This window comes from Bifidobacterium choerinum (assembly GCF_000741135.1).
In the GTDB taxonomy this organism is placed as follows: domain Bacteria; phylum Actinomycetota; class Actinomycetes; order Actinomycetales; family Bifidobacteriaceae; genus Bifidobacterium; species Bifidobacterium choerinum.
This window is the reverse complement of record NZ_JGYU01000008.1, coordinates 19,630-44,597: the sequence shown is the minus strand read 5'-3', so window position 1 is coordinate 44,597 and position 24,968 is coordinate 19,630. Positions and strand designations below refer to the sequence as shown.

At 66.5% G+C, this 24,968-nt stretch carries 21 protein-coding genes; 16 read left to right on the top strand and 5 right to left on the bottom strand.

The window, feature by feature from the left end; genetic code table 11:
- Positions 1-1,965: an ATP-binding cassette domain-containing protein gene (locus tag BCHO_RS06495; RefSeq protein WP_155803914.1), complete on the top strand. Its 1,965-nt coding sequence runs from the start codon at positions 1-3 to the stop codon at positions 1,963-1,965.
- Positions 1,966-2,032: 67 nt separating this feature from the next.
- On the top strand, positions 2,033-3,055 hold the full coding sequence (locus BCHO_RS06490) for an ABC transporter permease (protein WP_024540517.1): 1,023 nt from the start codon (positions 2,033-2,035) through the stop codon (positions 3,053-3,055).
- A 44-nt stretch (positions 3,056-3,099) separates the two neighbouring features.
- On the opposite strand, the gene BCHO_RS09275 is transcribed toward BCHO_RS06490, so the two are convergent.
- Together BCHO_RS09275 and BCHO_RS06485 are read right to left on the bottom strand one after the other, a co-directional pair.
- Positions 3,100-3,291: a hypothetical protein gene (locus tag BCHO_RS09275; RefSeq protein ID WP_024540516.1), complete on the bottom strand. Its 192-nt coding sequence runs from the start codon at positions 3,289-3,291 to the stop codon at positions 3,100-3,102.
- Between the two features lie 298 nt (positions 3,292-3,589).
- A complete protein-coding gene (locus BCHO_RS06485) occupies positions 3,590-4,288 on the bottom strand; it encodes a LytR/AlgR family response regulator transcription factor (protein WP_024540515.1) in 699 nt (232 codons plus the stop codon).
- 299 nt (positions 4,289-4,587) lie between these two features.
- Here BCHO_RS06485 and BCHO_RS06480 point away from each other — a divergent pair, with 299 nt between their 5' ends.
- Positions 4,588-5,856, top strand: a complete 1,269-nt coding sequence (locus tag BCHO_RS06480; protein WP_024540514.1) for an alkaline phosphatase family protein — start codon at positions 4,588-4,590, stop codon at positions 5,854-5,856.
- A 71-nt stretch (positions 5,857-5,927) separates the two neighbouring features.
- Here BCHO_RS06480 and sepH read toward each other — a convergent pair whose 3' ends face one another.
- Positions 5,928-6,938, bottom strand: coding sequence for a septation protein SepH (sepH, locus tag BCHO_RS06475; RefSeq protein ID WP_024540513.1), 1,011 nt, complete (start codon positions 6,936-6,938; stop codon positions 5,928-5,930).
- Positions 6,939-7,097: 159 nt separating this feature from the next.
- Here sepH and BCHO_RS06470 point away from each other — a divergent pair, with 159 nt between their 5' ends.
- The 3 genes from BCHO_RS06470 (at position 7,098) to BCHO_RS06460 (ending at position 10,287) form a co-directional block, all read left to right on the top strand.
- Complete coding sequence (locus BCHO_RS06470; RefSeq protein WP_024540512.1) at positions 7,098-7,391, top strand: DUF4193 domain-containing protein; 294 nt, start codon at positions 7,098-7,100, stop codon at positions 7,389-7,391.
- The gene (dut, locus tag BCHO_RS06465; RefSeq protein ID WP_024540511.1) at positions 7,391-7,861 is read left to right on the top strand and encodes a dUTP diphosphatase; all 471 of its coding nucleotides are present in this window, start codon (positions 7,391-7,393) and stop codon (positions 7,859-7,861) included. Before BCHO_RS06470 ends, dut begins: the two co-directional genes overlap by 1 nt.
- Positions 7,862-7,947: 86 nt before the next feature.
- Positions 7,948-10,287, top strand: coding sequence for a RelA/SpoT family protein (locus BCHO_RS06460; protein ID WP_024540510.1), 2,340 nt, complete (start codon positions 7,948-7,950; stop codon positions 10,285-10,287).
- Between the two features lie 100 nt (positions 10,288-10,387).
- On the opposite strand, the gene BCHO_RS06455 is transcribed toward BCHO_RS06460, so the two are convergent.
- A complete protein-coding gene (locus tag BCHO_RS06455; RefSeq protein ID WP_024540509.1) occupies positions 10,388-10,927 on the bottom strand; it encodes a peptidylprolyl isomerase in 540 nt (179 codons plus the stop codon).
- A 71-nt stretch (positions 10,928-10,998) separates the two neighbouring features.
- Complete coding sequence (locus BCHO_RS06450) at positions 10,999-11,841, bottom strand: Cof-type HAD-IIB family hydrolase (RefSeq protein WP_024540508.1); 843 nt, start codon at positions 11,839-11,841, stop codon at positions 10,999-11,001.
- Positions 11,842-12,097: 256 nt separating this feature from the next.
- On the opposite strand from BCHO_RS06450, the gene BCHO_RS06445 reads away from it, so the two are divergent.
- The 10 genes from BCHO_RS06445 to tig all read left to right on the top strand — a co-directional run bounded on the left by BCHO_RS06445 (position 12,098) and on the right by tig (position 24,942).
- Entirely contained in the window at positions 12,098-13,117 is a 1,020-nt protein-coding gene (locus BCHO_RS06445; RefSeq protein ID WP_024540507.1) for a MetQ/NlpA family ABC transporter substrate-binding protein, read from the top strand.
- A gap of 155 nt (positions 13,118-13,272) precedes the next feature.
- Positions 13,273-14,538 carry a methionine ABC transporter ATP-binding protein gene (locus tag BCHO_RS06440; protein WP_024540506.1) on the top strand — a complete coding sequence of 422 codons (1,266 nt, stop codon included), beginning with the start codon at positions 13,273-13,275 and terminating at the stop codon, positions 14,536-14,538.
- Positions 14,539-14,540: 2 nt separating this feature from the next.
- The gene (locus BCHO_RS06435) at positions 14,541-15,266 is read left to right on the top strand and encodes a methionine ABC transporter permease (protein WP_024540505.1); all 726 of its coding nucleotides are present in this window, start codon (positions 14,541-14,543) and stop codon (positions 15,264-15,266) included.
- A gap of 41 nt (positions 15,267-15,307) precedes the next feature.
- Positions 15,308-16,462: a M20 metallopeptidase family protein gene (locus tag BCHO_RS06430; RefSeq protein ID WP_024540504.1), complete on the top strand. Its 1,155-nt coding sequence runs from the start codon at positions 15,308-15,310 to the stop codon at positions 16,460-16,462.
- Positions 16,463-16,491: 29 nt separating this feature from the next.
- Positions 16,492-18,189: an NAD+ synthase gene (locus BCHO_RS06425; RefSeq protein WP_024540503.1), complete on the top strand. Its 1,698-nt coding sequence runs from the start codon at positions 16,492-16,494 to the stop codon at positions 18,187-18,189.
- Positions 18,190-18,271: 82 nt separating this feature from the next.
- Positions 18,272-18,469 (top strand): hypothetical protein, encoded by a 198-nt coding sequence (locus tag BCHO_RS06420; RefSeq protein WP_024540502.1) that lies wholly within the window; start codon positions 18,272-18,274, stop codon positions 18,467-18,469.
- A gap of 248 nt (positions 18,470-18,717) precedes the next feature.
- Positions 18,718-21,093, top strand: a complete 2,376-nt coding sequence (gene pflB, locus BCHO_RS06415; protein WP_024540501.1) for a formate C-acetyltransferase — start codon at positions 18,718-18,720, stop codon at positions 21,091-21,093.
- Between the two features lie 159 nt (positions 21,094-21,252).
- A complete protein-coding gene (gene pflA, locus BCHO_RS06410) occupies positions 21,253-22,134 on the top strand; it encodes a pyruvate formate-lyase-activating protein (RefSeq protein WP_024540500.1) in 882 nt (293 codons plus the stop codon).
- 89 nt (positions 22,135-22,223) lie between these two features.
- Positions 22,224-23,510: an HRDC domain-containing protein gene (locus tag BCHO_RS06405; protein ID WP_024540499.1), complete on the top strand. Its 1,287-nt coding sequence runs from the start codon at positions 22,224-22,226 to the stop codon at positions 23,508-23,510.
- Positions 23,511-23,559: 49 nt separating this feature from the next.
- On the top strand, positions 23,560-24,942 hold the full coding sequence (tig, locus tag BCHO_RS06400; protein WP_024540498.1) for a trigger factor: 1,383 nt from the start codon (positions 23,560-23,562) through the stop codon (positions 24,940-24,942).
- Positions 24,943-24,968 lie beyond the last annotated feature (26 nt).

Here is a 24,968-nt window from a genome sequence, read left to right as displayed (position 1 = left end):
ATGTCAGGTACCGCCATGCCGCCGCAGCGGCCGACGCCGCCGAACCCCGCGCAGCCGCAACGTCCGCAGTCCGGCATGAACCGTCCGGCCCCGGTGCCGCGCCAGCCGCAGGGGCTCCGGGCGCGTGCGCCGCAGGTGCGTCCGCCGGCGGCGCGCCCGCAATATCCGACACTGCAGCAGCCGCCGCGCGCCGCCGCGCCGCGTCCGGGCGCCGACCAGACGCGCACCTTCCTCGGCGGCCTCCACTTCGGTCCCGAGACCGTCGTCGTCATCGAGGACGGCAACGCGAGCGTCTACCCGCTCGCCGGCCATGAGGTCTGGGCGCTCGGCCGCGTGATGAGCCGGGAGCCGGGGGTGCCGACGCTGCGTGTGCATTCGAGCATCGTCAGTGCGAACCACGGCGCCTTCGTGTTCAACGACGGCCGTTGGCACTACCAGTCGCGCCAGACGACGAACCCGACCTACATCAACGGCCGCAGACTGCAGCCGGACGCGCGCTATCCGCTCGCCGACGGCGACCTCATCCGCATCGACGGCGACCTGGGCAACCCCGACGTGCAGGGCGTCATCATCATCTTCACCGTCGACCAGAACCTCGGCCTGTGGCGCTCGTACCCGCTGCCGCGTCAGGAGGGGCGCACGACGTACATCGGCCGCGCCTCGGCGCCGGACACGATCGTGCAGAACGTGCCCTACGTCTCGCGCAGGCACGCGCGCATCGACTTCGTGCGCGGGCAATACGTGATCCGCGACATCAAAAGCCGCATCGGCACCTACATCGACGGCCGTCCGCTGCGCGGCGCGCATGTGCTGCAGGAGAAGGACGTCATCGCGATCGGCGACTGCCGCTTCTACTTCACGAAGGGCACGATCGTCTACGACCAGCGCGTCGGCGCCGGCGTGCGCGCGGCCGCGCAGCCGACGCCCGCGCCGTCGATCGCCGTGCCCGCACCGGCCGCCGCGACGGGACCTTTGATGCCCGCGCCGATCACGACGGCGCTCGGCAAGCGCCCGGCATCGCCGGCGCCGAGCACGGCCGTGCAGCCGGCGCCCGCGCAGATCGCGCAGCCCGTCATGCTCGACGTGCAGATCGACGACAAGACGGTCGGTGGAAGGCATCCGAAGACGCTGCTCAAGGACATCCATTTCCAGATCCCGCAGCACAGCCTCGTCGCGATCATCGGCACATCGGGCGCCGGCAAGACGCTGCTGCTCAACTGCCTGTCCGGCAAGGACTCGCTGTACAACGGGCACACGCGCTACAAGAACCAGGAGGACCTGCGCGCGCACTACAAGAACCTCGGGCCGATGATCGGCTACGTGCAGCAGAGCAACGTGTTCCTGCCCGAGCTCACCGTCTTCGAGGAGATCTACTCGTCGGCGAAGCTGCGCATGGCCGAGGATTCGTCGCGCGCCGAGATCAAGGAGCAGGTCGATTCGGTATTGCGCAAGCTCGACATCTACGCGCTGAAGGATTCGCCGATCAAGAAGCTCTCCGGCGGCCAGAAGCGCCGTGTGAGCGTCGCGCGTGAACTCGTCGGCTACAAGCCGGTGCTGTGCCTCGACGAGCCGGACGCCGGCCTGAGCTACATCGACAAGGACAAGCTGTTCACGAAGCTGCGCGACATCGTCCACCCGCCGCGCGATATGCAGCGCACAGCCGGCGAGGACGGTTCGGAACGCGTGCTGTCGATCATCATGGTCATCCACGAGATCGACATGCTCGACATGTTCGACGAGGTCATCGTCGTCGCCGCGCCGCGCGCGAAGGACCCGGGGACGCGCAACCCCGGGCGTCTCGCGTTCGCCGGCACACCGGCCGACGCTCTGCGGCACTTCGGCGGCGCGAGGGACTTCCGCGAGATGTTCAAGAACCTCAACGACCAGATCAGCGACCCCGACCACATCACCTTCAGGCCGTACGAGGTGCCGGGGCTCGCGCCGCAGCCGCCGCTCGACGCATGAGACGGCGCGTGGGCGGCCGGGACGAACAACGAGAGCGTATGAGAGCAGAGAGCAGGGGAGTGCAACGATGAAGATGGTGCTCAGGCAGTTCGCGAACTGTTTGGACGTCGCGTTCAAACTATTGTTCCGCGGAGGCAAAAGCCTCGTCATCATGATGATGTTCCCGATCGCGGGCGTCGCGATCGTCATCGCCGTCGCCGGCGACAACGTGTTCCATCTGCAGACGGCCACGAAATCGGTCGCGTTCCTGCTGATGTGCACCTGCATCTGGGGCGGCCTGTTCAACTCGGTGCAGGTCGTCGTCAAACAGCGCACCGTGCTGCAGGCCGACCTCGCCGCCGGACTCTACCCGGTCGCGTTCACGCTCGCGAACGCGATCGTGCAGTTCTTGCTGTGCGCGTTCCAAAGCGCCGTGCTGTGCCTGTGCTTCCCCGGCATCGCGCTCGTCTACGACGCGCGGCCGCCGTCGGGCGGCGCGCTGATCGGCGGTCCGGGCGGCGTCTACTGGGAGTACTACATCACGTTCCTGCTGCTGTTCTACGCCTCCGACGCGCTCGGCATGGTCGTCTCCACGTTGATGAAAAGCGCCGAGACGGCTACGTCGGTCACGCCGTACATCCTCATCGTCGAACTCGTGTTCTGCGGCATGCTCTTCGAACTCAAGGGCGTGCTCAACAAGATCTCCTACGGCATGATCAGCCGTTGGGGCATGGAGGCGCTCGGCACGACGAGCGACCTCAACTGCCTGCCGCTCAAGGACCCGTCCGAGCAGGACGAGAACTCGTCGTCCGGCGGGGCGACGGGCGGCAGCGCGCAGGCGAGCGCGGCGCCGACCGACGCGGCCGCCGATCCTTCGGCGCTCGCGGCCGGGAAGCCGAAGCTTCCCGACGACCTGTCCTACTGCCCGTCCGGCATGAAGGACGAGATGCTCGACGGCGGCGGCTTCAAATACAGCGACGACTACCTCTACAACGACTGGCATATCGCGAAGGCGTGGATCATCCTCGGCTGCTCAGCGCTCGCGTTGTTCGTCATCGCCGACCTGCTCGTGCACCGCTTCAAGAACACGAACAACCTCGGCAGGGAGTGAGGGGCGGGGCGCCGGTACCGTGTCGCCTGTAGCAGCGTCGATGTCTACAACGATTCCGTGCCCACGGCGTTTCCGAATGGTTCCTCGTCGGCGTGGTATTCCTTGTTCCGTTTCTCGAAGAGCCAGGAAAGATCGGCGATTCGGATGATGCGTGTTGATTCGGCATTCTCGTCGTATGCGTTCATGCCGCTTGCCGACGAGCTCTGGTGCTGAGGTTCTTCTTCCGATATCTTCATTATGTCGTCCTTCGCAGGCTGATTGTGCATGTGCAGTGATATGAGCGGCATAGATCTGATGCGTTATTCAGATGCCTCGATGCCGGTGTCGTCATGGCCGATTGTGCTCTGTGGTCGATTGTGCATCTGCGCTTTGTCGCACATCGTACTTCGGCATATAGGATGCCGTATCGAGACGATGATTGCCGAGAAGCGGAGATGTGTTTTTTCTTACGAGTAGTCGACCATTTCTCACTTCTCTCGACATGTGCGACCGTCGTGTTGGCAATGTGGATGCCGACAGGGTCAATCGTGGACCCTACTGATTGTGACGAACGGCAGAGAGCGGAGCGTGGTATCGATGAGGTCGGAGATGGCTGATCGGCACATGCGTGCCGTCGGTCAGCACGAAGTCGTTCTTCGTGATCGCGTTGACGAAGTCGAAGTTCACCAGATAGCTCGAATGGCAGCGGTGGAAGCGCGACGGCAGGCGTTCGGCGACGTCGGACAGCTTCATGTACGTGCGCACGGTGCCGTTGTTCTCGCAGTGGAAGACGGCCACGCGCAGCTTGCTCTCCACATACATGACCTGCGCTGGCCTGACGACGTAGGAGGTATTGTTGAAGCGCACGGCGAAGGGCTGCTCGCGCAGGTCGCACAACCGGTTCAGCGCGCGGTGGAACGCGTCGGCCAGCTCCTGACGCCGCACCGGCTTGACGAGGAATCCGATATGACGCGTGTCGTAGACGGCCGAGCAGTATTCGACGTGCCCGGTCACGTAGATCACCTGGACCGCCGGACGGTCGGAGAACAGCTGCATCACCTCCTCGATGGCGTTCTCGCCGTCCGCCAGGCAGATGTCGGCGAAGACGATGTCCACCTGCTGCCCGTCGAGTTCGCCCAGACTGGCGTACATGTCGATCCCGCAGTCGAGTTCCGCGGGAATGAGTTCCCGGAGCATGTCGTGCAGGCCGGCGCATTGCCCGGCGTCGTCATCCACAATCGCGATACGGTACATGATTTCCCTTTCCTGCTCGTGCCCACCAGCCTTCTCCACTAGCACCGATAAGCGGAAATCGTTATACAACGCCGGATGCGTCCGACATGCCCCGATGTCATAAGCTCCCGATGACGTGTCAGAAATGTCGGCCCCCACGCATGTATCGTCATGATTCCCCGTGACGATTATGACGTGAACCCGTACGTTTCTTACATCGTACATCCATCGTCGTCGCATGTGTCTGCTATGGGCGCGTTGGTGGCTCCGGGCCCGTTCCGCGGCCACCGGCGTCCGGCAACCGCGCTTGAATGGAGGCCATGAGCATCGACGTTCCGGATATGGCGACCCTATTGCAATTCGTGCCCACCGCGCAGTACGGCGACACGATCGACCAGATGCGAGGCTGCGACGTGCCCGCGCCGTTCACGCCGGCGGACACGGCGCCGCGCGGGGGAGCGCTGCACCTGTCGTCGGTGCTGCCGGCGCTGAGCGCGGCGATCGGCGCGCCGACGACGACGGCCGTGCATAAAGAGCCCGCCGAGCTCGCCGCCGCGCTCGGCATCCCCGAGGCGCGCAGCGCAATCGTCGTGCTCGTCGACGGCCTGGGGTTCTGGAACCTCAAGATGAGCCTCGGGCACGCGCCATATCTGCGCGCATTGCTGCACGACGCGGCGAACGACCGGCCGATCTCCACCTGCTCGCCGAGCACGACGGCGGCGGCGATGGCGACCTTCGGCACCGGCACCTGCCCGGGATTGACGTCGATGACCGGATACACGCAGCGCAATCCGCTCACCGACGAGATCTGCCAGCTCATCCAGTTCCGAGGCGCGCCGCATCCCGAGGAGCTGCAGCGCGTCGAGACCGTCTTCGAGAAGCTCGCAGCGCAAGATGTGCGCGTCACGAGCGTCGGTCTGACGCGCTTCATGGCGTCGCCGCTGACGCGCGCGGCGCTGCGCGGCGCGCACTACATCGGCAAGGACAATCCGCTCGGCCGCGTCCGCGCGGCCGCCGACAGCGCGAAGGAGCCGGGACTGACCTATCTGTACCTGCGCGACATCGACAAGACAGGCCACGCCGAAGGGTGGCGCTCCGAACAGTGGACGACGACGCTCGAGAAGATCGATGGACAGCTGGAGACGTTGCGCAGGCTCGCACCGCATGGCACCGTGATCGTCGTCGTCGCCGACCACGGCATGGTCGCGATCGACCTGGAGCGTCAGATCGACGTCGCCGCCGAACCGCAGCTGCTCGACGGCGTGAGGATGATCGGCGGCGAACCGCGCTCGGTCATGGTGTATGCGGCCGACGGCGCCGACGTGGACATGCTCGCCGCGCGCTGGCGTGCGCGGCTCGACGGACTCGCCTGGGTGCGCACGAAGAACGAGGCGATCGACGCGGGATTCTACGGGCCGGTCAGCGAGGAGACCAGGCAGGTGCTCGGCGACCTCGTCGTCGAGGCGGCCGACGACGTGACGATCGTCTATTCGCGCACGCAGAACGAACTCGCGATGGCGATGCCGGGCGTGCACGGTTCGCAGACGATGCTCGAGATGGACATCCCGTGCATCATCGACATGGTCTGAGCCAGGAACGAAACCGCCGACGGCATCGAACGCGGTTGCGAAAAGGGAGCCGGCGGTGACATTCGGTTCGGCTAGGCCTTCGGCTTGCCGAACATGATCTCGTCCCAGCTGGGGACCGGGGGACGGTGGCGGTCGGTGCGGCGCTCGGGTTTGGGGCCGTCATGATGCGTCTCGTCGTGCGCGGCGTCGTCGTGCGCGACGTCATGTGCGACGTCTCCTGCGGCGGCGGGGGATGCGTCGTCGGATTGCGCCGGCGATGACGGAGCCTGCTGCGCGGCGTCCTTCGGCTCCTGTGGCTGCTGCGGCAGCGGAACGTCGATGGCGGGGGCCGGCCGTTGCGCTGCCGGCGTATCTGCCGGGGCGTTGTGCGGCTGGCCCCAGGCGGCGACCGTCTGCTCGATGCGGGCGGAACGTGCCGAATCGCCGGGCAGTGAGATCGATGAGGGGATCGCGTCGTCGGGCACGTCGTCGCCTCCGTTCGCGGCGGCCGTCGTCGGGTTCGTCTCGCCGATGAGCTTGCGCGCGGCGTTGTTGATGCATACGACCGAATTGTCATGCATGTTCCACGACCATTCCGCATGGATCGGGTGGCCGGCGGACGTGAAGGAGGCGGTGATGCGCCACGGCTCGAGACCGCGCCGCGTCGCCTTCCACTCGACCTCGTCGCGCCGCACCCGCGCCGCGGCGAAGGTGCGTTCGATGACGTCGCCGAGTGCGCGCATCCGCGACTCCTTGGGTGCGGGGACGCGCAGGAACTGCTCGATCGCGTAGCTTTTCTCCGATTCGACGGCCGATGAGAAGCGGCGTACGAGGATCGGGCTCAGCCCATAGCGTTCGGCGACCTGATCGGGTTCCATGCCGGCGCGGATGAGCGTCTGGATCTGCGAGATCGGCAATGTACGCTGCTGCGCGGGCGTCTCCTCGCCGTGGTGCTCCGCCTTGAGCTGCTTGGCCTCGAGAAGCGCGCGCTCGAGCGTCTCGTCGACGTCCACGGCGAAGGAGGCGCCGTCCACGGCGAACACCAGCAGGCCGGTCTTCGTGACGTGATCGAATCGTGCAACCGGGTAGGAGTCACCTGCCATAGCCAACACCTCTTTCATCCAGAATGTGAACGCTTTCCATTGTGCCCCACATGTCGGATTTTGCGTAACGGTCTCATCGTGTATCCTATGCGGGGAAAACCATGTATTGTATGGTGCGTCGCAATGATAAGCCGCCATCAATCGATGAAAGGAATCGCTATGGCACAGGATTATGATTCCCCGCGCAACAAGGACGAGGACGAGGAGTCGCTGCAGGCGCTCGGCAAGAGCTCGCAGAACTCCGCGACCGACATGGACGACGACGAGAACGCGATCGCCGAGGACTACGAGCTGCCAGGCGCCGACCTGAGCAACGAGGACGCGTCGGTGACCGTCATCCCGATGCAGGGCGACGAGTTCATCTGCTCCGAATGCTTCCTCGTCAAGCACCGCAGCCAGCTCGCGTACACGACGCCCGACGGCCAGCCGGTGTGCAAGGAGTGTGTGGCCTGATGAGCTTCGATTCCGCCTACAACGAGCCCGAATCCACCGAAGTGCTCGTCTGCCCGGTCGATCCGGGGCATCCTGTCGAATTGCGCTACGCGCACGCCGGTGATGCCGGCGCCGACCTGAGCACGACCGACCATCTGGAACTCGGCCCCTTCGAGCGCGCGCTCGTGCACACCGGCGTGCGCATCGCGCTGCCGGCCGGATACGTGGCGCTCGTGCACCCGCGCTCGGGACTGGCCGTCAAACGGGGCGTGACGGTGCTCAACGCGCCCGGCACGATCGACGCCGGATACCGTGGCGAGATCATGGTGCCGCTGATCAACCTCGATGCCCATGAGACCGCCGTCTTCGAGCCGGGGGACCGCATCGCGCAGCTCGTCATCCAACGCTACGTCGAGGCGACCTTCGTGCCGGCCGCGGCGCTGCCCGGTTCGGACCGGGCGGAACGCGGCTTCGGTTCGACGGGGATGTGAACACGCGCCGTCGTCCGGCGCGCCGCGCGTAGAATGAAATGACGCCCGTGGGAAGACGGCGCGGCGATACGAGAGGAGAGTGGACGATGGTGAACGTGGACGAGGAGATGCAGCCGGCCAACATGCTCGGCTGCGAAATCAGCGCCAATCCGTTGGATCCGCTCGCCCCGATCCTGGCGATCTGCAGGCAGCACCATCCGGACGAGGACATGGAGATCCTCTCGCGCGCCTACCAGCGCGCCGTACGCCAGCATTCGACGCAGCGCCGCAAATCCGGCGAGCCGTACATCATCCACCCGCTCGCCGTCGCGCAGATCCTCGCCGACCTCGGCATGGGTCCGCTCGTCGTCGCAGCAGGCCTCCTGCACGACACGGTCGAGGACACCGACTACACGCTCGAGGAATGCCGCGCCGAGTTTGGCGACACGGTGGCCGGGCTCGTCGACGGCGTCACGAAGCTGACGAAGATGGACTACGGCGACTCGGCGCAGGCGGAGACGATCCGCAAGATGGTCGTCGCGATGAGCCGCGACGTGCGCGTGCTCGTCGTCAAGCTCGCCGACCGCGTACACAACGCGCGCACCTGGCGCTACGTCAAGCCGTCGAGCGCGCAACGCAAGGCGCGCGAGACGCTCGACGTCTACGCGCCGCTCGCGAACCGTCTGGGCATGAACGCGATCAAGACGGAGCTCGAGGAGCTGAGTTTCAAGGTCCTCTACCCGAAGATCTACAACGAAATCGTCATGCTCGTCGCGCACCGCGCCGGCCAGCGCGAGGTCTACCTCAAGCAGATCATCGCCGAGATCAACGAGGATCTGGGGGATCTCAACATCCACGCGATGGTCACCGGACGACCGAAGGACTACTTCTCGATCTATCAGAAGATGATCGTGCGCGGCCATGATTTCTCCGACATCTACGACCTCGTCGGCGTGCGCATCATCGTCGACACAATCCAGGACTGCTATGCCGTGCTCGGCGCCGTGCATGCGCGCTGGAGCCCGGTGCCGGGCCGGTTCAAGGACTACATCGCGATGCCGAAGCTCAACATGTACCAGAGCCTGCACACGACGGTCGTCGGCCCCGGCGGCAAGCCGGTCGAGATCCAGATCCGCACGTGGGACATGCACCGGCGCGCCGAGTTCGGCATCGCCGCGCACTGGAAGTACAAGGCGAACGGGCAGGCCGGACGCGCGCTGAGCACGCCGGACAAGGCGGACCGCGAACGCGGCAGGCAGGAGCTCGAGGAGGCCGACAACCTCAAATGGATCCAGCAGCTCGCCGACTGGACGAGCGAGACGCCGGATTCGAACGAGTTCCTCGGTTCACTCAAGGAGGACCTCGGTTCGGCCGAAGTGTACGTGTTCACGCCGAAGGGCAAGATCGTCTCGCTGCCGGCGGACGCCACGCCGGTCGACTTCGCGTACGCCGTGCACACCGAGGTGGGTCACCGCACGATGGGCGCGCGCGTCAACGGGCGTCTCGTCCCGCTCGACACGACGCTCGAGAACGGCGACACCGTTGAGGTCCTCACGAGCAAGTCGGATACGGCCGGCCCGTCGCGCGACTGGCTGAGCTTCGTCAAAAGCCCGAAGGCCCGCAACAAGATCCGCCAATGGTTCAGCAAGGAGCGGCGCACCGAGGCGATCGAGGAGGGCCGCGACGAGCTGACGCGCGCGATTCGCAAACGCAACCTGCCGGTCAACGCGCTGCTGACGCCGGAGGCGATGGTCGGCGTGGCCGACGACCTCAACCTGCCGAACGCCGAAGCGGTCTACGCGGCGATCGGCGAGGGGCAGGTCTCGACACAGAACGTCATCTCCCATCTGGTCAAGGACGCCGGCAGCGACGAGGTCGCCGAGGAGGCGGAGGAGGAGGTGCTGCCGCTGCGCGTGCCCAAGCGCCGCCACGCCGGCTCCGGCCCGGGCATCGCCGTCAAGGGAGTCACCGACATCTGGGTCAAGCTCGCCAAATGTTGCATGCCGGTGCCCGGCGACAGCATCATCGGCTTCATCACGCGCAACGAGGGCGTCTCGGTGCACCGCGTCGACTGCCTCAACATGATCAACCTCAAACACCGTGAACCCGAACGCGTCGTCGAAGTGTCGTGGACGAACGACAAGGGCCTGTTCATGGTGCGCATCCAGGTCGAGGCGCTTGACCGTCCGCATCTGCTTTCGGACGTGACGCGCGTGCTCTCCGACCACGGCGTCAACATCCTGTCCGGTTCGATCGCGACCGGCTCGGACCGCGTCGCCACGAGCCAGTTCAGCTTCGAGATGGCCGACCCGCAGCATCTGAACACGCTGCTGTCGGCGGTGCGCAAGATCGACGGCGTCTTCGACGTCTACCGGCTGACCGGAGCGAAGGACTCCGCACAGCCGCGCATGCGCCGCATCCGCGGCCGCGACGCGCAGCAGCACTGACCGGCGCGACGCCGACGATGATACGCGAAGGAGGCGCCGCCCCGTCATGGGGCGCCGCCTCCTTCGCGTTGCCGTATGATGCGCCGCAGGGCGCCGATCTTCAGTCCTTGACCTCGATCGATTCGATCATGACCGGCTCGAGCGGACAGTCGTGCGCGTCGGTGGCGACGGCGTCGATCTTGTCGACGACGGCCGTCGAGGCCTCGTCGGCGACCTCGCCGAAGATCGTGTGGTGGCCGTCGAGCCACGGCGTCGGCACCGTCGTGATGAAGAACTGCGAGCCGTTCGTGCCGTGCAGCTTGCCGTCGGCGCCGCGCGCGAGGCCGGCGTTCGCCATCGCGAGCAGGTAGGGGTGGTCGAACTTGAGCGTCGGGACGATCTCGTCGTCGAAGTCGTAGCCGGGGCCGCCGGTGCCGGTGCCGAGCGGGCAGCCGCCCTGGATCATGAAGTCCTTGATGACGCGGTGGAAGGTCAGTCCGTCATAGAAATGTTCGTTGGACTGCTCGCCGGTGAAAGGGTCGCGCCAGGCCTTCTGGCCGGTGGCCAGGCCGAGGAAGTTCTCGACGGTCTTGGGCGTCTTGTCGTCGAACAGGTTGATCGTGATGTCACCTTCGGAGGTGTGCATGATAATAGTGGTCATACCTCGACACGGTAGCATACGGCCGCACTCGAGGACACGGCGCTGCGTCCAACGGCGAACGCGGCTCCCCGTCACAGGATTCCGAAGTGCCGCAGCGCGTGCGCGACGCCGTCGTCGTCGACATCTCTTGTGACATAGTCGGCGGCGGCCCTCGCGTCGGCGGTGCCGTTGCCCATCGCGACGCCGATATGCGCGTAGCGCAGCATGTCCACGTCGTTGCCGCCGTCGCCGAAGGCCATCGACTGCGCGCGCGTCAGCCCCACGTCGGCCAGCAGCGTCGCGACGCCACGGTCCTTGCCTCCCGAGGCCGGGATGAGGTCGACGAAGTCGGGATGCCAGCGCACGCCGCGCACGGCGTGGCAGCCCTCGACGATCGCCCGTTCGTCGTCGCGGCCCACATAGGGGCTGATCTGGTAGATCCGGTTGTCCCCGATGCGCGTGTGCGGGTCGATGAAGCGCAGCTTCGGCGCCGTCTTGCCCAGCGACCGCCACATCGCGCGTATCCGCTCGGAGTCGTGGTTGAAGTACGCCGTGTCGCGTTCGGCGAACACGGCGACGACGTCTGGATGGAGGTCGAGCCAGCCGACGACCGCCCGCACGTCCGCCCCGTCGAACGGACGGTCGGCGACGACGGTGCCGTCAGCCCTCCAGCAGTACTGCCCGTTGACGCCGGCGACGCCGTCGAAACGGAAAGGGATCGCATCGAGCACGACCTTCATCTGCTCGGGCGAGCGGCCGGTGCAGATGTATACGCGCACGCCCTTCGCACGCAGCGCATGGAGCGCGTTGATCGTCGAACGTGGCACCGTGTGCGTCGCGAAGCTCGTCAATGTGCCGTCGATGTCGAAGAACACGGCGCGGATGTCGTCGCCGGCGCCGGCGGGGAGGGGAGAGCGGTCGGTGGAGGTCGTCATGACGTCCAGTCTACGGCATGCGCACCGGCGTCCGTATCGCGACGTCGGCCCACGTCGCCGATCCGGGTTTTCCGCGGCGCAACCGTTGGCGTTGCGGCGGGCGAACGCCGCCTATAAGAGGAAACGATAACGACACGGCGCCGTCACGTCGTCCGCGGTCGTATTCTTGAACACGTCGCGGCGCCGACGGCAGGTCCGGGCGCACGCGGAGATACGGACAACCCAAGGAAACACAAGGAAGAGGGATACGAAAACGATGAGCCAGAACAACACCAATGAACCGGGCGGCAACGTGCCGGAGCTGAACACCGACGAGCCGGTGCGCGTCAACCACACGGCGCGCAACATCGTCATCGCCGTCGTCGTCGTGCTGCTCGTGGCGGCGGGCGCCTTCTTCGGCTTCCACCGCGCGAACGGCGGCGCGGCGGAAGCCGCGAAGGGCACGAAGGACAATCCGGTGAGGATTGGCGTCGTCGGCGCCACCGATCCGCAGTGGGTCGAATTCACCAAGCAGGCCAAGGCGAAGGGCATCTACGTGAAGATCGTGGACTTCCAGGACTACACGAGCGAGAACCCGGCGCTCGCCGCCGGCGACCTCGACATGAACGAGTTCCAGCATCTGCTGTATCTGGCCAACTACAACGTGCAGAACGGCAAGGACCTGCAGCCGCTCGGCGGTGTGGCGATCTATCCGCTCGGCGTCTACTCCTCCTTCGACAAGGACGGCAAGCCGAAGTACACCGACATCAAGGATCTGCCGGCCGGCTCGACGGTCGCGATTCCGAACGACGAGACGAACCAGGCGCGCGCGATCGGCGTGCTCAAGGCCGCCGGCGTCGTCACGCTCAAGGGCGACTGGACGGCGTTCACGATTCCGCAGGACATCGACGAGGCGAAGTCGAAGGTCAAGGTCGTGCCGATGAAGGCCGAGCAGATCGCAAACACACTCAAGTCGGGCGGCGACGACCTGTCCGCCGGCGTCATCAACAACGACTACGTCGCCGACGCCGGCCTCGACCCGACCGACGCGATCTACCATGACGACGCAGAATCTGAGGAGTCGCGCCCCTACATCAACATCTTCGCCGTGCGAGCCGACGACGTGGACAACGCCGTGTACCGCAAGTGCGTCGAGATCTACCAGACGAAGCCGGTGCTCGACGCGCTGCAGGAGGAGTCGGCAGGCACCGCCGTGTTCGCAGACAAGTTCTCGCAGACCGAACTGGCGAAGTACCTGACCGACATCGAATCGGACATCCGCGCGAGCGGCAAGTGAGCCCTTCGCCGCACACGGCGCGCCGCCACGGGGCAACGCGCACGATGAGCCGCCCGTGCCGCTACAATGGCGGCCGGCGGCTTTCTCTCGCATTCGGCGCGATGCGCGGGCGACGGGGGAGAGGCGGGGCAAATCAAGGAGACAAAGGCGACACAATGACGCAAGGCAAGGAACCCATCATCGTCTTCGACCATGTGGTCAAGGAGTTCAGGCAGCGCGGCGCGAAGAAGACGATGCGCGCCGTCGACGACGTCTCGCTGAGCATCGACGAAGGCGACATTTTCGGCATCATCGGCTATTCGGGCGCCGGCAAGTCGACGCTTGTGCGCATGATCAACGCGCTCGAGCAGCCGACGAGCGGCACCGTCACCGTCATGGGCCACGACGTGTCGCATATGGGCGAGGGCAGGCTGCGGCCGGTGCGCCAGAAGATCGGCATGATCTTCCAGCAGTTCAATCTGTTCTCGCAGAAGACGGTCGCGCAGAACATCGCCTATCCGCTGAAGCTCGACCATTGGCGCAAGGACTATCAGGACAAGCGCGTCCGCGAGCTGCTCGAGTTCGTAGGCCTGTCCGAACATGCGAACAAGTACCCGTCGCAGCTGTCGGGCGGCCAGAAGCAGCGCGTCGGCATCGCGCGCGCCCTGGCGACGAACCCGAAGATCCTGCTTGCCGACGAGGCGACGAGCGCGCTCGACCCGGAGACGACGACCGAGGTGCTCCAGCTGCTCGAACGCGTCAACCGTCAGCTCGGCATCACGATCGTGCTCATCACGCATCAGATGAACGTCGTGCAGCAGATCGCCAACCGCGTCGCTGTCATGAGCGCCGGCCGCGTCGTCGAACAGGGCGATGTCTACGACGTCTTCGCCGCGCCGAAGCAGCCGGTCACGAAGCGCTTCATCGCCACGGCGATGGACGGCCTGCCCGACCCGGCGCGCATCGCCGTCATGCGCGAGCAGTGGCCGGGACGTCTCGTCACCGTCGTCGTGCGTCAGCGCGACATCGTCGACGCCGACGGCAACGTGCTCGTGCCCGCCTCCGGACAGGACATCTCCGAACTCATCGCCCGCCACGGCATCAGCAGCGGCCTGCTGTACGGCGGCATCGACACCGTGCAGGACATCGCGATCGGCGCGATGACCTACGAGTTCACCGGCGACGAGGCGCGGATCGACGCCTTCCTCGACGACCTGCGCCGCCACAGCGACATCGTCGACTTCGGCACGAAGGCACATCCGGTCGACTACGACACGGCCGTCGAACGCGCCCGCATCGCGCTCGGACCCGACGAGACGACGCCCGCGCCGGCAGAAACGCTCGCCGACGACATCGGGATGATCGAACAGGACGACGACGTCGTCGACATGGCGCCCACGACGCCGGCGCAGCAGACGGACGCACGAAAGGAACGTGACTGAAGATGCCCACCCTCGCATTCGAATCCGCAACCGCAACCGCGGCCGCGCACGCCGCGACGCTCGCGAGCCGCAGCGACTGGAGCGTCCTCAAACCACTGCTCGCGCAGTCGGTCGTCCAGACGCTGCAGATGGTGCTCGTCACGATCGTCATCGGAGGCGTCCTCGGCCTCGTCCTCGGCGTCATCCTCTACGGCACGCGCCCGGGCAACCTCTTCGAGAACCGCGTCGTCTACCGCGTGCTCGACATCCTCGTCAACATCGTGCGCCCGATCCCGTTCATCATCTTCCTCGCCGCGATGCAGCCGCTGACCGTCAGGGTCGTCGGCACGTCGATCGGCACGACGGCGGCGATCTTCCCGATGTGCATCATGTGCACCTTCGCGACGTCGCGTCTCGTCGAGCAGAACCTCGTGCCGGTCGACCACGGCGTCATCGAGGCGGCGCGCGCGATGGGCGCGTCGAAGTTCACGATCATCCGCACCGTGCTCATCCCCGAGGCGCTCGCGCCGCTGATCCTCGCCTACGCGTTCCTGTTCATCGGCGTGCTCGACATGTCCGCGATGGCCGGCTACATCGGCGGCGGCGGCCTGGGCAACTTCGCGATCGCGTACGGCTACCAGAAATTCGACCAGACCGTCACCTGGACGGCCGTCATCATCATGATCGTGCTTGTGCAGGTCGTGCAGGCCATCGCGAACGCGATCGCCAAGCGTCTGCTGCGCCGCTGAGACGGCGCCGGCAACGAACCAAGCAGGAGAGAGGAACCAACATGGCCGTGACGATCGAACTGAGCGACGAACTGCGGGCGATCCGCCACCATCTGCACCGTCATCCGGAGCGTTCCTTCGAGGAACATGAGACGAGCGCGTATCTGAGGGACGTGCTCACCTCGCACGGCGTCGAGCCGCTCGACGACCCGATGCCGACCGGCGTCTTCGCGCACATCGAGGGCACGCATCCGGGTCCGGTCGTGGGCCTGCGCGCCGATATCGACGGCCTGCCGGTGCATGAGGACTCCGGACTCGACTTCGCGTCGGCCGACGACGGCGTCATGCACGCCTGCGGCCACGACCTGCACATGACGAGTCTGCTCGGCGCCGTGTTCTGGCTCAACGCGCACCGCGACCTCATCCGCGGCACGCTGCGCGTCATCTTCCAGCCGGCCGAGGAGCTCGGCCGTGGCGCGCGCGCCGTCATCGACGCCGGGCTCGCCGACGGCCTCGACGCGATCATCGGCACGCACAACAACCCGAACTACGCGCCCGGCGTCCTCGCCGCCGGACCGCAGCCGATGATGGCCGGCTGCGTGCGCTTCCATGTGACGCTGCACGCCGACGGCACGCATGGCGGCTACCCGCACAAGGGCACCGGACCCTTCGAGGCGATGAGCTCGATGATCCTTGCGTTGCAGACGATCGTCAGCCGCAACGTCTCGCCGTTCCATCCGCTCGTGCTGTCGGTGACCGAAGTGCACGGCGGCGACGTGTGGAACGTCATCCCGGCCGAGGCTGGATTCCAGGGCACGGCGCGCTACTTCCACCGCGAGGACGGCGACCTCGCCGCCCGCCGCTTCCGCCAGATCGTCGAGGCGACGGCCGCCGCCCACGGCATCCGCGCCGACATCGAATGGGACGACTTCCAGGCGCCGCTCGTATGCGACCCCGACCTGATCGCGCCGGTCGCCGCCGCGATCCCGCAGTACGCCGAGGCCGCGCCGATCATGCCGTCGATGGCGGGGGAGGACTTCGCCGAATACGGCGAGGTGACGCGCCTCGTCTTCGCCTTCGTCGGCTCGAACGGCACGCCCGGATGCGCCGACTGGCACAGCCCGCGCTTCGTCGGCTTCGACGAGGCCGTGAAGACCGGCGCCGAGTTCTACGCGAACGCCGCGCTCGAGACATTGCACACGCTCGCGAACGAATAGGGAGGCGCGCGGCGCTACACTTGGTGCCCATGAGCACACTACGTTTCGCACTCGCGCAGATCGACACCTGCGTCGGCGACCTTGACGGCAACGCCCGCAAGGTCCTCGATTTCACGCGCCGCGCCATGCAGGGCGGCGCCGACGTCGTCGTCTTCCCGGAGATGACGCTCACCGGCTATCCGATCGAGGACCTTGCGCTGCGCGCGACCTTCCGGTCGGCCGCATGGGACACGGCCGACCGGCTCGCCGCCGCACTCGGCGACGAAGGCATGGGCGGCCTGTACGTCGTCGTCGGCACGATCGGCACCGACCACGCCAACGGCAAGCCGCGCAACCGCCTCGTCGTGCTGCACGGCGGACACGTCTGGGCCGGCTACGACAAGCACTTCCTGCCCAACTACGGCGTCTTCGACGAGTTCCGCATCTTCTCGTCCGGCGAGCGCACCGTCGTGCTCGACATCGACGGCGCGCGCGTCGGCGTCGCTATCTGCGAGGACATCTGGCAGGACGGCGGCCCCGTCGCCGAACTCGCTCACATGGGCATCGACCTGCTGCTGACCGTCAACGGCTCGCCGTACGAGGAGGGCAAGACGCACACGCGGCTCGACCTGGGCGCGCGTCGCGCGCGCGAGGTCGACGCGCCGATGATCTACGTCAACCAGGTCGGCGGCCAGGACGACCTCGTCTTCGACGGCGGCAGCTTCGTCGTCGACGCCGACGGCACATTGCTCGAGCGTTCGCCGATGTTCGTCGAGGACCTCTCGTACTTCGACCTCGACACGGACGCCGACCACCAGCGGCCGGGCGCGATCGCCGAGCCGCTCGACGCGGACGAGGAGGTCTACACGGCCTGCGTGCTCGGCCTCAAGGACTACATGGCCAAGAACGGCTTCACGTCGGTCACGCTCGGCCTGTCCGGAGGCGTCGACTCGGCGCTCGTCGCCGCGATGGCCGCCGACGCCGCCGGCGGCGACGCGGTGTACGGCATCTCGATGCCGAGCATGTACTCGTCGGACGGTTCGAAAGACGACGCCGCCGACCTTGCCGCGAACCTCGGCGCCCACTACGACGTGCAGCCGATCGAACCGCTCTTCGACGCCTTCCAGCGGCAGCTGCGGCTCGAAGGCGTCGCCGCCGAGAACCTGCAGGCGCGCATCCGCGGCGTCATCGTCATGGCCTACTCGAACTCGAAGGGCGCGCTCGCGCTCGCCACCGGCAACAAGTCCGAGCTCGCCTGCGGCTATTCGACGATCTACGGCGACGCCGTCGGCGGCTACGCGCCGATCAAGGACGTCTTCAAGACGAAGGTGTGGGCGCTCGCGCGCTGGCGCAACCGCGCGGCCGCCGAAGGCGTCGGCGTCGGCGGCCTGCGCGTCGTCGGCAACGAGGGATTCGACGGCGGCGTCATGCCGGCCGGCGGCGTCATCATCCCGGTGAGCTCGATCGAGAAGGCGCCGAGCGCCGAACTGCGCCCCGGGCAGAAGGATTCGGACTCGCTGCCGGAGTACGCGTTGCTCGACCGTGTGCTCGAGGCCTACATCGAGCATGCGCATGGCCGCGCCGACCTGCTCGCCGACGGCTTCGACGAGAGGACCGTCGACACGGTCATGCGCCTCGTCGACCGCGCCGAATGGAAGCGTCGCCAGTACCCGCTGGGCCCGAAGGTGAGCGCGCTCGCGTTCGGGCGCGACCGGCGCCTGCCGGTCACCGACCGGTTCCGCGAATAGCGGACCCGGGCCGGCGCGGCCCACAGGCGTACAGTGGTGCCCGAAACGGGCGTTTGCAGGAACAGCACGAAGGAGCGAAAGCATGAGCGAAGCGCAGCAGTGGTACTACAACACGGCGACCGGGCAGGTCGAACTCGGTCCGAAGTCCCCGATGGAGTACCGCATCGGACCGTATCCGACGAAGCAGGCGGCGATGGACGCGCTGAAGACCGCCGCCGAACGCAACAAGCGCTGGGACGACGAGGACCATGCCTGGAACAGCTGGAACGACACGAAGTGAGTGAGCGGCCCGTCGGGCCGCTGGCATGACGACGAAGGCCGCGCCGATCGATGTCCCGATCGGCGCGGCCTTCGTCGTCGACGGGATGTGCACGTTCACATCATTCGGAAGTGACGCGTATCACAGGGAAAACGGGCGAATGTGACCAAGGTCACGCATCCGCGCGGCCGTTCGCCGATGATGAACGGCTATCATGGGACACGCAACGGCACAAAGAGGCGTCGCAACAGACCCCAAAAGGAGTGAATATGGCAGCAGTCGAGACAACCGCGGTCTCCCCGGAGGAAATCAAGGAGCAGGCCTGGAAGGGCTTCGTCCCCGGAAACTGGGAAAAGGACATCGACGTCCGTGACTTCATCCAGAAGAACTACACGCCGTACGAGGGCGACGAGTCCTTCCTCGCGGACGCCACCGACAAGACGAAGCACCTGTGGCAGTACCTCGACGACAACTACCTGTCCGTCGAGCGCAAGCAGCGCGTCTATGACGTCGACACGCACACCCCGGCCGACATCGACGCGTTCCCGGCCGGCTACATCGATTCCCCGGAAGTCGACGACGTCATCGTCGGCCTGCAGACCGACGTCCCGTGCAAGCGCGCGATGATGCCGAACGGCGGCTGGCGCATGGTCGAGCAGGCGATCAAGGAGGCCGGCAAGGAGCCGGATCCGGAGATCAAGAAGATCTTCACGAAGTACCGCAAGACCCACAACGACGGCGTCTTCGGCGTCTACACGAAGAACATCAAGGTCGCGCGCCACAACAAGATCCTCACTGGCCTGCCTGACGCGTACGGCCGCGGCCGCATCATCGGCGACTACCGCCGCGTCGCGCTGTACGGCGTCGACACGCTGATCAAGTTCAAGCAGCGCGACAAGGACGCGATCCCGTACCGCAACGACTTCTCCGAGACCGAGATCGAGCACTGGATTCGCTACCGCGAGGAGCACGACGAGCAGATCAAGGCGCTCAAGAAGCTCATCAACCTGGGCAAGGAGTACGGCCTCGACCTCGCGCGTCCGGCGATGAACGCGAAGGAGGCCGTCCAGTGGACCTACATGGGCTACCTCGCCTCGGTCAAGAGCCAGGACGGCGCCGCGATGAGCTTCGGCCGCGTCTCCACGTTCTTCGACTGCTACTTCGAGCGCGACCTCAGGAACGGCACGATCACCGAGACCGACGCGCAGGAGATCATCGACAACCTCGTCATGAAGCTGCGCATCGTGCGCTTCCTGCGTACGAAGGACTACGACGCGATCTTCTCCGGCGACCCGTACTGGGCGACCTGGTCGGACGGCGGCTTCGGCGACGACGGCCGCACGATGGTCACGAAGACCTCGTTCCGCCTGCTCAACACGCTCACGCTCGAGCACCTCGGACCCGGCCCTGAGCCGAACATCACGATCTTCTGGGATCCGAAGCTGCCGGAGGGCTACAAGGACTTCTGCGCGAGGATCTCGATCGACACCTCGGCGATCCAGTACGAGTCCGACAAGGAGATCCGTTCGCACTGGGGCGACGACGCCGCGATCGCATGCTGCGTCTCGCCGATGCGCGTCGGCAAGCAGATGCAGTTCTTCGCCGCGCGAGTCAACTCGGCGAAGGCGCTGCTGTACGCGATCAACGGCGGCCGCGACGAGATGACCGGCGCGCAGGTGATCGACAAGGGCGTCATCGACCCGATCCGCCCGGAGGCCGACGGCTCGCTCGACTTCGAGAAGGTCAAGGCGAACTACGAGAAGGCACTCGAATGGCTGTCGGAGACCTACGTCGAGGCGCTCAACATCATCCACTACATGCACGATAAGTACGCCTACGAATCGATCGAGATGGCGCTGCACGACCGCGAGGTCTACCGCACGCTTGGCTGCGGCATGTCCGGCCTGTCGATCGCGGCCGACTCGTTGTCCGCGTGCAAGTACGCCAAGGTCTACCCGATCTACAACAAGGACGCCAAGGACATGCCGGGCCACGAGTTCGAGTACGTCGAGGGCGCCGACGACGACCTCGTCGTCGGCTACCGCACCGAGGGCGAGTTCCCGATCTACGGCAACGACGACGACCGCGCCGACGACCTCGCCAAGTGGGTCGTCTCGACGGTCATGGGCCAGGTCAAGCGCCTGCCGGTGTACCGCGGCGCCGTTCCGACGCAGTCGATCCTGACGATCACGTCGAACGTCGAATACGGCAAGAACACCGGCTCGTTCCCGTCCGGCCACGTCAAGGGCACGCCGTACGCGCCGGGTGCGAACCCGGAGAACGGCATGGACTCGCACGGCATGCTGCCGTCGATGTTCTCGGTCGGCAAGATCGACTACAACGACGCGCTCGACGGCATCTCGCTGACGAACACGATCACGCCCGACGGCCTGGGCCGCGACGAGGACGAGCGCATCGCCAACCTCGTCGGCATCCTCGACGCCGGCAACGGCCACGGCCTGTACCATGCGAACATCAACGTGCTGCGCAAGGAGCAGCTCGAGGACGCCGTCGAGCATCCGGAGAAGTACCCGCACCTGACCGTGCGCGTCTCCGGCTACGCCGTCAACTTCGTCAAGCTGACGAAGGAGCAGCAGCTCGACGTCATCTCCCGCACCTTCCATCAGGGAGCCGTGGAGGACTGAGCGTCCACGGACGCACACCGGTGTTCCCCCCCCGATAGGGCGGGGGAACACCTGAGATGAAGGGCGGGGTCATGCACCCTGCCCTTCATCGTATCCGCCCGGCTTGCCGGCGACGGCGCACGGGGCGGACACGACATGACATGAACGGAGGAGGATCCGATGGACGAACGCACGGCGTTCCGCTCGACGACGCAGCACATGCTCAAGGAATCGAAGACCTACGCGAGCCAGACGCTCATGGGCGGCCTGTCCGGCTTCGAATCGCCGATCGGCCTCGACCGGCGCGACCGCATCCGCGCGCTCAGGACCGGCGACATCGGCTTCGTGCATTCATGGGACATCAACACGTCGGTCGACGGCCCCGGCACACGCATGACGGTGTTCATGAGCGGCTGCCCGCTGCGCTGCCAGTACTGCCAGAACCCGGACACCTGGAAGATGCGCGACGGCAAGCCCGTCTACCTCGAGGCGATGGTGAAGAAGGTCGAACGCTACGCCGACCTGTTCAAGGCGACCGGCGGAGGCATCACCTTCTCCGGCGGCGAGTCGATGATGCAGCCGGCCTTCGTCTCGCGCGTGTTCCATGAGGCCAAGGCCATGGGCGTGCACACCTGCCTCGACACCTCCGGGTTCCTCAACCGCAACTACACCGACGAGATGATCGACGACATCGACCTGTGCCTGCTCGACGTCAAGTCCGGCGACCCGGACACCTACGAGCGCGTCACCGGAGGCATCCTGCAGCCGACGATCGACTTCGGCCAGCGCCTCGCGGCGCGCGGCAAGAAGATCTGGATACGCTTCGTGCTCGTGCCGGGGCTGACCGACGACGAGGAGAACGTCGACAAGGTCGCCAGGATCTGCCTGACCTTCGGCGACGCCGTCGAGCACATCGACGTGCTGCCGTTCCACCAGCTCGGACGGCCCAAATGGCACGAGCTGCGCATCCCGTACCCGCTCGAGGACCAGAAGGGGCCGTCGAAGGTCTGCAAGGACCGCGTGCGCGAGCAGTTCGAATCCTACGGGTTCCGCGTCTACTGAGCGCGCGTCTCGCGGTGCGCGCCGTCGCTGTCCTCGATTGGCTGCATCATGCGTTATGTGACATCGCAAGGATCTGAAGGAGAGCACCCGTGGACGCTGAGCCGGTCCTGCTGACACAACCACGTGGAGGCGTGCCGGAGGTCACCGACACGCTCGCCGGCTACGAACGCGCCTGCGAGCGCCTCGCCGCGGCCTCGGGGCCGCTCGCCGCCGACGCCGAACGCGCCTCCGGCTACCGCTACGGCCATGAGGACCGCCTCATCCAGTTCAAGCGCGAGGGCGCCGGCATCATCCTGCTCGACCCGATCGCGCTCGGCGAACAGGGGGCGGACTGGGACCTGTTCAACGAGGCCGTCGGCGACGCCGTCTGGATCCTGCACGACTCGAGGCAGGACCTGCCCGGGTTCGCGGACCTGGGGCTGCGCCCCGAGCGCCTGTTCGACACCGAGATCGCCGCGCGCATGCTCGGCCTGCACCGCTACGGGCTCGCCCACGTCACCGAGCACTACCTCGGCATCGCGCTCGCCAAGGAGCATTCGGCCGCCGACTGGTCGTACAGGCCGCTGTCGCGTGACCTGCGCGACTACGCGGCGCTCGACGTCGAGCTGCTCATCGAGCTCGACGAGGCGATGACGCGCGACCTCAAACGTCAGGGCAAGCTCGAGTGGGCGCAGGAGGAGTTCTCCCATGCGCTGATGACCGGCCTCGCGCCGCGCCGGCCGCATCCGACGCCGTGGATGCGCGTCTCGCATATCACCGACCTCGGCGGCGACGCCCGCGCGCTCGCCGTTGCGAAGGCGCTGTGGCAGCGGCGTGACGAGCTCGCGAGGCACCATGACATCGCGCCGACGCTGCTGCTGTCCGACGCGGCGATCATCGAAGCGGCCAAGCGCAAGCCGCACAACGCCGCGCAGTTCCGCGCGATCCGTTCGCTCAACGAACGCGTGCGCATCCAGCTGGGCACCGAGCAGGGCAAGATGTTCGAACGCTATGCGCCGATCCAGCGCCAGATCAAGCCGCGCGTGTGGAAGGAGACGATCCAGCAGGCGCTCGACCTGCCCGACGCGCAGCTGCCGCAGGTCGTGCGCCAGCACGGCGGCGGCGAGGGCGGCAACGCGCCGAAGTCGATGCGCGTGTGGCGCCAGCACCATCCGGAGCGCTACAGGCGGCTGCAGGCATGCCGCGCCGCCGTCAACCAGATCGCCGAGGACGTGCGCATCCCCCCGGACATGCTGCTCAAGCCGCAGATCCTGCGCAACCTGTGCTGGACCGACGATCCGAAGCGGCGCGATGTGGCCGCTTTCCTGCGCGACGAGGGCGCCCGCGAATGGCAGATCGGGCTGTTGAACGCGTCGCTGACTCGCGTTATCATGTAAAAGTTGCCTTCGGGCAGACCATACGACCATATCTTTTCAGGAGCTAAGCGTGAAAATCAGCGTCAGGAACCTCGAGCCCACCAAGGCCAAGCTCACCATCACCGTCGACAAGGACGAATTCGAACCGTACCTCGACGGGGCCCGCAAGGAGATCGCCGAGCAGATCACCGTCCCCGGCTTCCGCAAGGGCCACGTGCCCGGCAAGCTCGTCGACAAGCGCGTCGGCTTCGGCGCCGTCGCCGGCGAGGCCGTGAACAAGGCGCTGCCGGACTTCTATTCGCAGGCGCTGCAGGAGAAGGACATCCGTCCGATGGCGCAGCCGGAGATCGAAGTCGTCGACCTGCCGGAGAGCGCGGACGACGACACGAAGCTCAAGTTCACCGCGACCGTCGAGCGCCGTCCCGACTTCGAGCTGCCCGAGCTCGACGGCATGACGATCGCCGTCGAGAAGGACGAGGTCTCGGACGACGACGTCAACGAGCGCCTCGATATGCTGCGCCAGCGCTTCGCGACGCTCGTCGGCGTCGACCGCCCGGCCCAGAAGGGCGACTACGCGAACATCGACCTCACCGCGACGATCGACGGCGAGACCGTCGACTCTCAGGAGGGCGTCAGCTACGAGATCGGCTCCGGCACGATGCTCGAGGGCCTCGACGAGGCGCTCGATGGCCTGTCGGCCGGCGAGGAGACGACCTTCGAGTCGAAGCTCGAAGGCGGCGAGCGCGAGGGCGAGACCGCCCAGGTCAAGGTCAAGGTCAACTCCGTCAAGACCGAGGAGCTCCCGGAGCTCGACGACGACTTCGCCCAGGAGGCCTCCGAGTTCGACACGCTCGACGAGCTCAAGGACGAGATCCGCAAGAACGTCGAGGCCGACGCCGAGGGTCGCCAGGCCACGAAGGCGCGCGACGCGTTCATCGAGACGATCGAGAAGGACCTCGACATCCCGGCGCCGAAGGGCGTCAAGGAGCACATGGTCGAGCAGCAGCTGCAGAGCATGGGCGCCGACAAGGACAAGGCGACCGCCGAGCAGAAGAAGCAGGCCGAGGAGGAGGTCGACAAGCTGCTCAAGGACCAGATGGTCCTCGACGCGCTCGCCGAGAAGCTCGACGTCCAGGTCTCCCAGTCCGACGTCTTCAACTTCCTCGCCTCGATCGCCCAGCAGTACGGCATGGACCCGAACCAGTTCATCCAGGCCATCATGCGCAACGGCCAGATCGGCTCCGCCGTCGAGGAGGTCGCCCGCTCCAAGGGCCTGCTCGCCGGCATGCGCGCCGTCACCTTCACCGTCGACGGCGAACCGCTCGACCTGAGCGCGTTCCTCGGCTCCGATGACATCGCCGCCGAGGTCGACGAGGACGAGTCTGTCGCCGCCGCGGCCGCCGCGGCCGCCGTCGCCGATTCGCTCAACGCCGGCGACGAGACCGAAGCCTGATCCGTCAGACGACCGGTACCACCGAT

Excerpts from the sequence above, each read along its gene's own strand:
- pflA (WP_024540500.1), top strand. The coding sequence starts at position 21,253 with ATGGACGAACGCACGGCGTTCCGCTCGACGACGCAGCACATGCTCAAG.
- BCHO_RS06430 (WP_024540504.1), top strand. The coding sequence starts at position 15,308 with ATGGCCGTGACGATCGAACTGAGCGACGAACTGCGGGCGATCCGCCAC.
- BCHO_RS06435 (WP_024540505.1), top strand. The coding sequence starts at position 14,541 with ATGCCCACCCTCGCATTCGAATCCGCAACCGCAACCGCGGCCGCGCAC.
- BCHO_RS06485 (WP_024540515.1), bottom strand. The coding sequence starts at position 4,288 with ATGTACCGTATCGCGATTGTGGATGACGACGCCGGGCAATGCGCCGGC.
- BCHO_RS06470 (WP_024540512.1), top strand. The coding sequence starts at position 7,098 with ATGGCACAGGATTATGATTCCCCGCGCAACAAGGACGAGGACGAGGAG.
- sepH (WP_024540513.1), bottom strand. The coding sequence starts at position 6,938 with ATGGCAGGTGACTCCTACCCGGTTGCACGATTCGATCACGTCACGAAG.
- BCHO_RS06455 (WP_024540509.1), bottom strand. The coding sequence starts at position 10,927 with ATGACCACTATTATCATGCACACCTCCGAAGGTGACATCACGATCAAC.
- BCHO_RS06445 (WP_024540507.1), top strand. The coding sequence starts at position 12,098 with ATGAGCCAGAACAACACCAATGAACCGGGCGGCAACGTGCCGGAGCTG.
- BCHO_RS06420 (WP_024540502.1), top strand. The coding sequence starts at position 18,272 with ATGAGCGAAGCGCAGCAGTGGTACTACAACACGGCGACCGGGCAGGTC.
- BCHO_RS06495 (WP_155803914.1), top strand. The coding sequence starts at position 1 with ATGTCAGGTACCGCCATGCCGCCGCAGCGGCCGACGCCGCCGAACCCC.
- pflB (WP_024540501.1), top strand. The coding sequence starts at position 18,718 with ATGGCAGCAGTCGAGACAACCGCGGTCTCCCCGGAGGAAATCAAGGAG.
- BCHO_RS06425 (WP_024540503.1), top strand. The coding sequence starts at position 16,492 with ATGAGCACACTACGTTTCGCACTCGCGCAGATCGACACCTGCGTCGGC.
- BCHO_RS06480 (WP_024540514.1), top strand. The coding sequence starts at position 4,588 with ATGAGCATCGACGTTCCGGATATGGCGACCCTATTGCAATTCGTGCCC.
- BCHO_RS06440 (WP_024540506.1), top strand. The coding sequence starts at position 13,273 with ATGACGCAAGGCAAGGAACCCATCATCGTCTTCGACCATGTGGTCAAG.
- BCHO_RS06460 (WP_024540510.1), top strand. The coding sequence starts at position 7,948 with ATGGTGAACGTGGACGAGGAGATGCAGCCGGCCAACATGCTCGGCTGC.
- BCHO_RS06450 (WP_024540508.1), bottom strand. The coding sequence starts at position 11,841 with ATGACGACCTCCACCGACCGCTCTCCCCTCCCCGCCGGCGCCGGCGAC.
- BCHO_RS09275 (WP_024540516.1), bottom strand. The coding sequence starts at position 3,291 with ATGAAGATATCGGAAGAAGAACCTCAGCACCAGAGCTCGTCGGCAAGC.
- BCHO_RS06490 (WP_024540517.1), top strand. The coding sequence starts at position 2,033 with ATGAAGATGGTGCTCAGGCAGTTCGCGAACTGTTTGGACGTCGCGTTC.
- dut (WP_024540511.1), top strand. The coding sequence starts at position 7,391 with ATGAGCTTCGATTCCGCCTACAACGAGCCCGAATCCACCGAAGTGCTC.